General features: G+C 22.1%; 8 protein-coding genes. 4 read left to right on the top strand and 4 right to left on the bottom strand.

Annotated features, from left to right (window positions below; translation table 11 throughout):
• Nucleotides 1-68: 68 nt before the first annotated feature.
• Nucleotides 69-641: a class II aldolase/adducin family protein gene (locus MBCUT_RS09970; RefSeq protein WP_067260602.1), complete on the top strand. Its 573-nt coding sequence runs from the start codon at nt 69-71 to the stop codon at nt 639-641.
• Nucleotides 642-853: 212 nt separating this feature from the next.
• Here the strand turns inward: MBCUT_RS09970 and MBCUT_RS09975 are convergent, their stop codons facing one another.
• The 4 genes from MBCUT_RS09975 to MBCUT_RS09990 all read right to left on the bottom strand — a co-directional run bounded on the left by MBCUT_RS09975 (nt 854) and on the right by MBCUT_RS09990 (nt 6,227).
• On the bottom strand, nt 854-1,111 hold the full coding sequence (locus tag MBCUT_RS09975) for a UPF0147 family protein (protein WP_067260605.1): 258 nt from the start codon (nt 1,109-1,111) through the stop codon (nt 854-856).
• A gap of 301 nt (nt 1,112-1,412) precedes the next feature.
• The gene (locus MBCUT_RS09980) at nt 1,413-2,498 is read right to left on the bottom strand and encodes a cobalt-precorrin 5A hydrolase (RefSeq protein ID WP_245634994.1); all 1,086 of its coding nucleotides are present in this window, start codon (nt 2,496-2,498) and stop codon (nt 1,413-1,415) included.
• 191 nt (nt 2,499-2,689) lie between these two features.
• A complete protein-coding gene (locus MBCUT_RS09985) occupies nt 2,690-3,841 on the bottom strand; it encodes an orc1/cdc6 family replication initiation protein (protein WP_067260612.1) in 1,152 nt (383 codons plus the stop codon).
• Nucleotides 3,842-5,744: 1,903 nt separating this feature from the next.
• Nucleotides 5,745-6,227 carry a DUF2299 domain-containing protein gene (locus tag MBCUT_RS09990; RefSeq protein ID WP_067260614.1) on the bottom strand — a complete coding sequence of 161 codons (483 nt, stop codon included), beginning with the start codon at nt 6,225-6,227 and terminating at the stop codon, nt 5,745-5,747.
• A gap of 289 nt (nt 6,228-6,516) precedes the next feature.
• On the opposite strand from MBCUT_RS09990, the gene MBCUT_RS09995 reads away from it, so the two are divergent.
• From MBCUT_RS09995 to MBCUT_RS10005, 3 genes are all read left to right on the top strand, one after another.
• Entirely contained in the window at nt 6,517-7,539 is a 1,023-nt protein-coding gene (locus tag MBCUT_RS09995) for a cobalamin biosynthesis protein (RefSeq protein WP_067260616.1), read from the top strand.
• Nucleotides 7,540-7,886: 347 nt separating this feature from the next.
• On the top strand, nt 7,887-8,183 hold the full coding sequence (locus MBCUT_RS10000) for an STAS domain-containing protein (protein WP_067260618.1): 297 nt from the start codon (nt 7,887-7,889) through the stop codon (nt 8,181-8,183).
• A gap of 189 nt (nt 8,184-8,372) precedes the next feature.
• Nucleotides 8,373-8,789 (top strand): ATP-binding protein, encoded by a 417-nt coding sequence (locus tag MBCUT_RS10005; protein WP_067260620.1) that lies wholly within the window; start codon nt 8,373-8,375, stop codon nt 8,787-8,789.
• Nucleotides 8,790-8,909 lie beyond the last annotated feature (120 nt).

Genomic DNA, 8,909 nt, shown 5'->3' on the forward strand with positions numbered 1-8,909 from the left:
ATTAATAAATTTATATTATATTTAGAAAGAAGTTATTTTTATTTAAATTAATGAATGTGAGGAATATAATGAAAAATGATATTAAAGCCTTAGTTGATGTATCAAAATATTTATTTGAAAGAAAATTGGTTTCTGGTAAAGCTGGAAATATAAGTTCAAGATTTAAAAATGATGAAATAGAAATAATAGCTATTACTCCAACGATGATTTCTTTGGGTAATTTAAAAGAAGAAGATGTTGTTTTGGTTGATATTGATGGTAATAGCTTAACTAAAGGAACCCCTTCATCTGAAGTTAATCTTCATCTAAATATTTACAAAAAGCGAAAAGATGTTAATGGAATAGTTCACACTCATTCACCATTTGCCACAGGTTTTTCTTTTTCAAACAAGAAGATAAAAAGATTAGAAGGTTTTGGTAAGATAAAAAATCCTTATTTAATTGATGTTGAGTATAAAAAACCTGGAAGTGATGATTTAGCTATTAGTGTAGCTAAAGCATTGGCAGATGAAGATGTTCTAATACTTAAAAAACATGGTGTGTTATCTACAGGTTCTAATATAGAAGAAGCTTGTTTATTAGCTGAATTTGTTGAAGACATGGCTAAGACTCAGTTTATTTCTAATATGCTAAGATTATGAAGTTCAATTTAATCAAAACTTCTATTGTAAAAATTTAAAAATTATGATCTTGTATTTACAATCCTAAATAAAATAAAAAAAATAATTAAAAATAAAAAAATTAGATTGATATCAATTTATAACTCGAAATAAAATAAAAAAATAATTAAAACTAATTAGTAGATGAAAAACTAAAATTAATAGATGAAAATGATTGTAAAAACTAGATAAAATTAATTAGCCTTAATAGATTCTAATTTACTTAAAATCTCCCAAATCAAGGTTCTTGCATGAATTGGTATGTTTGGATCATTACTAATTTCATCTAATATTAAAATAACTGAACTTACTCTAACAGTTTCATCTTGTTCTGTATCATTTAAAAGTTCATTAGATTCATCAGCAGCTCTCCTAATATTACGTGGAACGCTTGGGTTTTCCATGATATGTTTTAATATCTCAGAAACTTCATTAAAAATATTATTGCTCATGATATAATCCTCCAAAAAAATTAAAATAAATATTACAATAAAAATAGTAAAATTTAGTTATAAATATATATTACATCAAGCTATTTAAATAGCTTTTGGTAATTTTTAGTAATCTTGATGTTTTTATAATATAAGCTCATTTTGTATTATTACTTTTTAGACATTAGCTTTTTAAAATTAGCTTTTTAAAAAATATAATGTGGAAAAAATTTCTTAAAAATAAAGATATTGAAAATTTTCTTAAAATTAAAAATATTTTTAATTCTTGAATTAAAAAAGTTTTAGATATAGAATTCAATAGCTATTGTGAACTAGCCACAGCCACTGTTACACCATCAATAGCTATTTTTTTGTGAATTATCTTTGAATTAACTCCTGATACAATTAAAGCACTTGGTTCACAAACCCCAGGTATATCAAATTTTTTATTTACAAATTCTGAAAAAGAAATATCAGAACTATCTAAATTCTTAATTTCATCTGTATTTACTATTTTAAGTGGTTTATTAAAAGTTTTAGATGCTTCAATTATACCTTTCTCGTTTTTTTTCATTTCTACTGTTGCCAAGTAATCAATTCTTTCAATTGGAAGGTTTAAAGTGTCCATGACTTTTTCAATAGCTATCATTACTTTTTCTTTAGAAATTCCTGCACGAGCTCCAATACCAACAACTATTTTTTTTTGATTTAAAAAAAGTAAATTATCATTAAAAATAGCTATTATCTCATCTGAAACATTGTTCAAGGCTAACTTGTCAATGTTTTCTATTGTATTATCATTGTTTTTTAGGTCTAGGATTTCAAGTGTATTATTTTTTAAATAATTGTTTAAATCATCTATATAATTATTAACGCTTGATTGTGAATTATTCAAATTATTAAGTAACAAATAAACTTTCTCATCTTCTAAAATAGCTTTATTAAAAATTAAAATATCTTTAGGGTTTTTTATTCTCCAATGATATTTATTAGCTAAAGTATCAATCCCTATTTTCCCATTAATATCTGTAGCTGTTGTTATAATTTCTTGTATATCTAGAAGTTTAGCTATTTTCTTAGAAAGTTCATTAGCTCCTCCAAGGTGGCCTGATAATAAGCTTATTACATATTTTCCATTATCGTCCATTGATAAAATAGCTGGGTCTGAATATTTATCTTGTAGTTTACTGCAAATACTCCTAATAAGTATTCCTGTGGCCATTATTCCAATTATTGCATCATATTCATTAAAAATATGATTAATGTGAGTTTTTATATTTTTATGGACGGTCTTTACATCCATAATTGTAGGATCATCTTCTAATAATGTTTTTATTTTAGATGATAATTCTTTTCCTTTTTTAGATACTGATAAAATAGCTATTTTCATCTTACCACAGCATATCATTATTTATAAATTATTAAAATATAATAAAAATGCACTTAAAATATAATTAAAATGTACTTAAAATATAATTTAGAAAATGAAATTTAATATAATAAAAAATATTAAAAGGATAAAATAACAAGAAACTTAACCTAAAAAATGTATTTTTTATTAATATTGAAGACCTTTTATCTTTTTTTATTAAGTTAAAATCATGTAGAATATAAAGCGTGTTCTAAAATATCATTATCACATTGAAGAGATATTATATTTGTTCTTCCTTTACCTCGTCCCCTAGATATAGTGTTGGTTGATATTATTCCTAGCATCTCTAGTTCATTTATAAAATCAAAAATTCTTCGGTATGACACTGAATCTCCTTTTGAAACTTCCTCATACATCTCATAGAGCTTTCCAGAAGTAATCTCTTCTTTATCCATTGTTAACTTTAAAATAGCTTCTAATACTCGTTGTTGTTGGACTGGTAGTGTCATGATAAGGTCTGTTATTTTATTATGTTCAATTTTATCCTTAGCTTCTCTAACAAGAGCACCATAAACTATATTAGATTCTTTTTCATCTGCTAATTCTCCAGCTGTTCTTAAAAGATCAAGAGCATATCTAGCGTCTCCTTCTTCCTTGGCAGCCATAGCTGCACAAAGAGGTATAACATCATTTTCTAAGGAATCATTGATAAAAGAAAGATCAGATCTCTCTTGCAATATATCAACAAGTTGTTGAGCACCATAAGGTGGAAAAACAATTTCTCTATCTCTAAAACTACTCATCACTCTAGATTTTATGAATTTTTTAAAATCAACATAATTACTAATTGATAATATTGAAACGTTATCTGTTCTAGTTAAAGTGTAAAGAATCCCATCTCCATCATTTTTAAGAAGAATATCTATCTCATCTAAAACAACTATTAGAATCATGTTCTTTCCAAAAGCAGTTTTCTTGAAAATATCTCTAAATGTATTTACTACTTCTGCTTTTGTCCATCCCCTATAAGGAACATCTCTACCCATCTGTTGGCATAGTTTAGCTATTACCTGGTATTCTGTAGTATAATCTGTACAACGAATATATTCCGTTCTTATATAAACATCTTTACTACTTGTAGCTTCTTTCAATTGATTCATAGCAAATTTAGCTGCTGCTGTTTTTCCAGTTCCTGTTTTTCCATAAATTGTAACATCAGAAGGAGTTACATTATTCAATGCTTCGATCCAATATTTAGCAATTGATGTTATTTGTTCGTCGCGGTGTGGTAAGTGTTCAGGTAAAAACCTATGATCTAAAAATTGTTTATCTTTAAAAACTGATCCCCTATCCGCTAAATTATCGAAAATATTACTCATAAAGTCCCCACCAATATGTTTAAACTTTAAAATTGATTCAAAAGCTAATTTACCAAATATTTTATTATGTAAATAAATATTTGTTATGTAAATAAATATTTTTAGCTTTAAATAATTCAATTTGTTAAATTACGATTAAATATACAAATATTTATAAGATAATCACAGATAAGATTATATATAATCAATTTAAATGTGGAAATAAATTAATTATATATAATCAATTGAATAATCATTGCAATTAAAATTATAATAAAATATCAAATACACGTCAATATTAAATACACATCTATACTAAAAATAATTAATAAATATTATCATTAAATACTTTTTTAATGATTCTTATTTTATACAAACTCTTTTATTTCTAAATAAGATAAATGAATATTTAAATGAATATTTGAATGAAATTATCAATTAAAAAAGGTCTTTTTTAACATGACTTTCAAGTGTATCTTATGCTTCCAGTGTATTTATTAAAATTACTATAGATAAATGTATTTATTAAAAAAACAAGTGAAGTTATGATTTTTTATTAAATGATATGAATATTGATTTAAATTGAGGTAATTGACTTAATTTAATAATCAAATCTTAAAAATCATTGGTACTGTTTAAATTAATTTTTTAATATGTTATTTATATTATAAATTAGTATTTAACTCATTAACAATATTTTAGTGGAAAATATATTGAAAAGAATAATTTAAAATAATATAATGTTTAATTGGTCTATAAATATTTATATTATTCATATCTAATAAGCTTTTTTTAATATAATAAATATAATTTTAAATAAATAAATAATAGCACTAAAATAAATTTTTAAATGAAAAAGCTATAATTTCCGTTTAAAATTAGACATGGATTTCAAGTGTAATTATCATATTTCTATTATAGATTTTTTTGTTTTTGATAGGATATATCATTAATAAGCTAAAAAATATTCAATTTGATATCATTAATATTTAGTTAATATGATAAATTTCTACTATTTCATGAAAATAATGAATTTCTAAAATATGAATTCATTTAATTATTAATATGTAATTAAAAAATAATTGAATTAAAAAATAAAAATTCTGTCAAAAAATAAAAGAAAATAAAATATATAAAATTTAAATATTTTATAAACACGTTTATAATATATATTAATGTGTAAAAAATTTAGAAGTTAGAGGTGCATTGCAAGTGAAAAGAAAATTTCATTGAAGTTATTTTGAAGGGGTGTATTGCAAGTGAAAAACCCCTGATTTTTCAATTTGTTCTTTTTTGAAATTGATAAATATTAACAAAGTTTAATAAAATTAAAACGTTTATAATAAATTAAATTAAGTATTATTGAATAATAACTAATAAATATTGAATTAAATACTAATAATAAAATAAAATGTGTTGTAAAAACTATAAATTAATTTAATTATGTCTTTAATCAATTATTAACCTTAAAAACACAGGAGTATAATATTCTTCAAGTGTATTCAGTTGCAATATATGTCTTCATTCTTAATAAACCTGATTATATCTTTCACTTGAAATATACCTCTCTCTCAATTTTACATTATAAGATAAAAAATATATATGAAAAATCAATAAAACAAAAAAAAATTATTAATAAATAACTAATATATATGAGAAAATAATATACAAGATATAAATTTTCCTGTGAAAACATTTAATTATAAATTAATTAATTTATAATATTAATTAATATATAATAATAATTAATATATGATAATATTTAATAATAATCAATATATAATAATATATAATATTAATAGTATATATTATAATTAATACATAATAATTACTATTAATAAATAATTATTATCTATTAATTATGATAAATATATAATGTATTATTAGATATTAAAATAAAAATTAAAAAATAGAAAGATAGAATTTAGATGAACATACTATTATCATCGGCATATGATGCACCGTTAACTCTTCCAAAATCTCTTTCAATAAGCCATATACATTGTAATTTACCTTTAAATACTTTTTTCAAAGCAAAAATTAGGTTATTTTTCGATAATCCATCTTCATATATTTCTTCTGTAATTATAAATCTTTGAAGATTATTATCAGGATGCTCTAATTCAAAATCTAATAAAAATTGATTTAAACTAAATCTAATATCCCAAATGAATTTTTCTTTTTTCTTAATTGAAGCATCTTTAATTATCCCTAATTCTTCTGGAGATATTTCAGTAGCACAGCCAACTAAAAGAACATCTTTTTTGTTTTTTGGCTGAATTAAATCAATAACATGATCTTCAGGATAATTGATAATGAAATGAAAATTGGCATTTTCATCATGTATAACATCTTTATAAAATCCTTCTTCTACTAACCAGTCTCTAATTTGTTTTTCATCGATCATATAACCACAGCTATTCTTTTTAAAATTTTTATTTATTAATCATATTTTTTCTGTTATTAAATTATAATTAAGAAGCGAGTCTTAATATTCGTTTATTAAATTTTATTAATATATCAATTGATTAATATTCATTTTTATTTAATTTATTTAGTTTTATTTTATATTATAATTTAGGATAACGTATTTTAGTTATGAAATGATTTCAAGCTAAAATTGTTTTATACTATAATTCTTATTCACTTTATTATATGTATTAATTTATATATTAATTTTTATAATAATTAATCTAATGATAGAAAATTTTGAAATCATACTTTTTCCAATTATTCTATTTATTTCAATAGTTGTAGACATTATATTTGGAGAATTACCAGTAAAAATCCATCCTGTCGTCCTGATAGGTAAAACTATTGATTATTTTAGTCAATATTTTATAAATATTAAAAGTAGATTATCTGGAGCATATTTAACTATACTAATTATATTGATAGCTATTTTAATGAATTTATTAGTACTTATTTTAGCAACAATTAATATTTATTTATTTATACTAATTTCTTCGATTATTTTATCATCTACATTTTCTATTAAGTTTTTTTTATCTACAGCTGCTGATATAAAAAAAGATTTAGAAAAAGGAATTCAAATAGCAAGAAAATCTATGGCATATCTTGTAAGTAGGAACACTGAAGAATTATCTGAGAAATTAATTGTTTCTGCAACTATAGAATCTTTATCTGAAAATATTACAGACTCTTCTGTAGCTCCAATCTTTTATTATCTTCTATTTGGAACAATAACATTTTTAGTAATTGTATTGACAGAAAACAACTTAAATTTTTACACAAAAACAATCACCATTCTTATTGTAGCAATTACAGCAGCAATGGTTTATAGAGCTATAAATACATTAGATGCAATGGTAGGATACAAAAATAATAAATTCTTTTTTATAGGATATGTTCCAGCTAAAATAGATGATATTTTTAATTATATTCCATCAAGATTTTCAGGGTTAATGGTGGTTTTATCCTCAAGAATTTTAAAAATGAATTTTAAAAATAGCTATTTTATTTTAAAGAGAGATTCTAAAAACTGTTCAAGTCCAAATTCTGGTTTCACCATGGCCCCAACAGCTGGTGCATTAGACATTAAATTAGAAAAAATAGGATCTTACATTATTGGGGATGAAAATAAAGAATTAGATAAGATGGATATAGATAAAGCTATTAAACTAACTAAATTAACAATCATTATTTCCATAATAGTTTTATCAATCTTGTTTTTAATAATAATATCAATTTTCTACTAATAACTCTATATTTCTATTTAATCCTTCAAAATCCTGAGAATTTTTTGTAAAAGATTATTATAGTCCTAGATATTTGATTTAAAAATAATATTAAATTTTTTTCATATTATCAAGATAAACTAATACTTTAAAGACCTTTAATCAGTGATAATCCAATAATATTATTTAAATTCTTTAGAAGCAAGCAACTAAGCATTATTTAATTAAAACCATTAATTAATATAGTTAACATGATTATCTATGCAGTGAATATTATCCGCTATATATTTTATTTATTATATTTATATATAAGATTATTAACTTATTAAATATATTATAGGTTATTATACATGATTTGGTGAAGATATATGAATATTGAAAAAAAAATTGAAGGAAATAAGTTATTGGTTAAAATTAATGGTAGATTAGATACAAATACATCCCCTGAATTTGAAAAAGAATTGAAAAATGATCTCCCAGGCATTAAAGAATTAATTTTTGATTTCAATGATTTAATGTATATATCAAGTTCAGGACTTCGTGTTATTCTCTCAACAGAGAAAATTATGAATAAACAAGGAAATATGATAATCAAAAATGTCAATGATTTAGTAATGGAAGTTTTTGAAGTTACAGGTTTTATTGATATTCTAACAATAGAATGATATCTAAAAATGTAATTATTATTAAAATATTAATTAAATATAATAAAAAGAGTCAAATTTTTTAATGTTAAATATACTTCCAAAAGGAAATATAGTCATAATTAAAAAGATAGGTAAAAATATGGAATTACAATTGGATTAAATAATTTAACTATAACTTCATGATAAAAATATTGTTAAGGTGAGACCATGGATAAACTCATTGTTCCAGCAAAAACTGAAAAATTAAACAAAGTATTAAATTTCATAAATAATCAATTGAAAACATATAATTTTTCAAAAAAATTTGAAACTCAGCTAGAACTTGCAACTGAAGAAATATTTGTTAATATAGCTAATTATGCGCATGAAAAAGATTCTGAAAATTCTGAAATTGCAATATATTCTTTTTTTAATGAAGATTATTCAATATTAACAGTTAGATTTGTAGATAATGGGATTCCATTTAACCCTCTAGAAGAAAAAGATCCAGATATAACTTTAAGTTCTGAAATGCGTGAAATTGGAGGATTAGGAATATTTCTTGCAAGGAAAAATGTCGATGAGATAAATTATCAATATAAAAAAGGAAGAAATATTCTAACATTTAAAAAATTATTGAAATGACTTATTCTATCATCATATAATAATTAACTATATATTTTTGATATTAACTGATGTAATTTTGAATTAAATTCGAAAAAATTTAATAAGTTATAAAAAAATGTTTTAAATAGCTATTTGGGA

Source organism: Methanobrevibacter cuticularis (assembly GCF_001639285.1).
Lineage (GTDB): Archaea > Methanobacteriota > Methanobacteria > Methanobacteriales > Methanobacteriaceae > Methanobaculum > Methanobaculum cuticulare.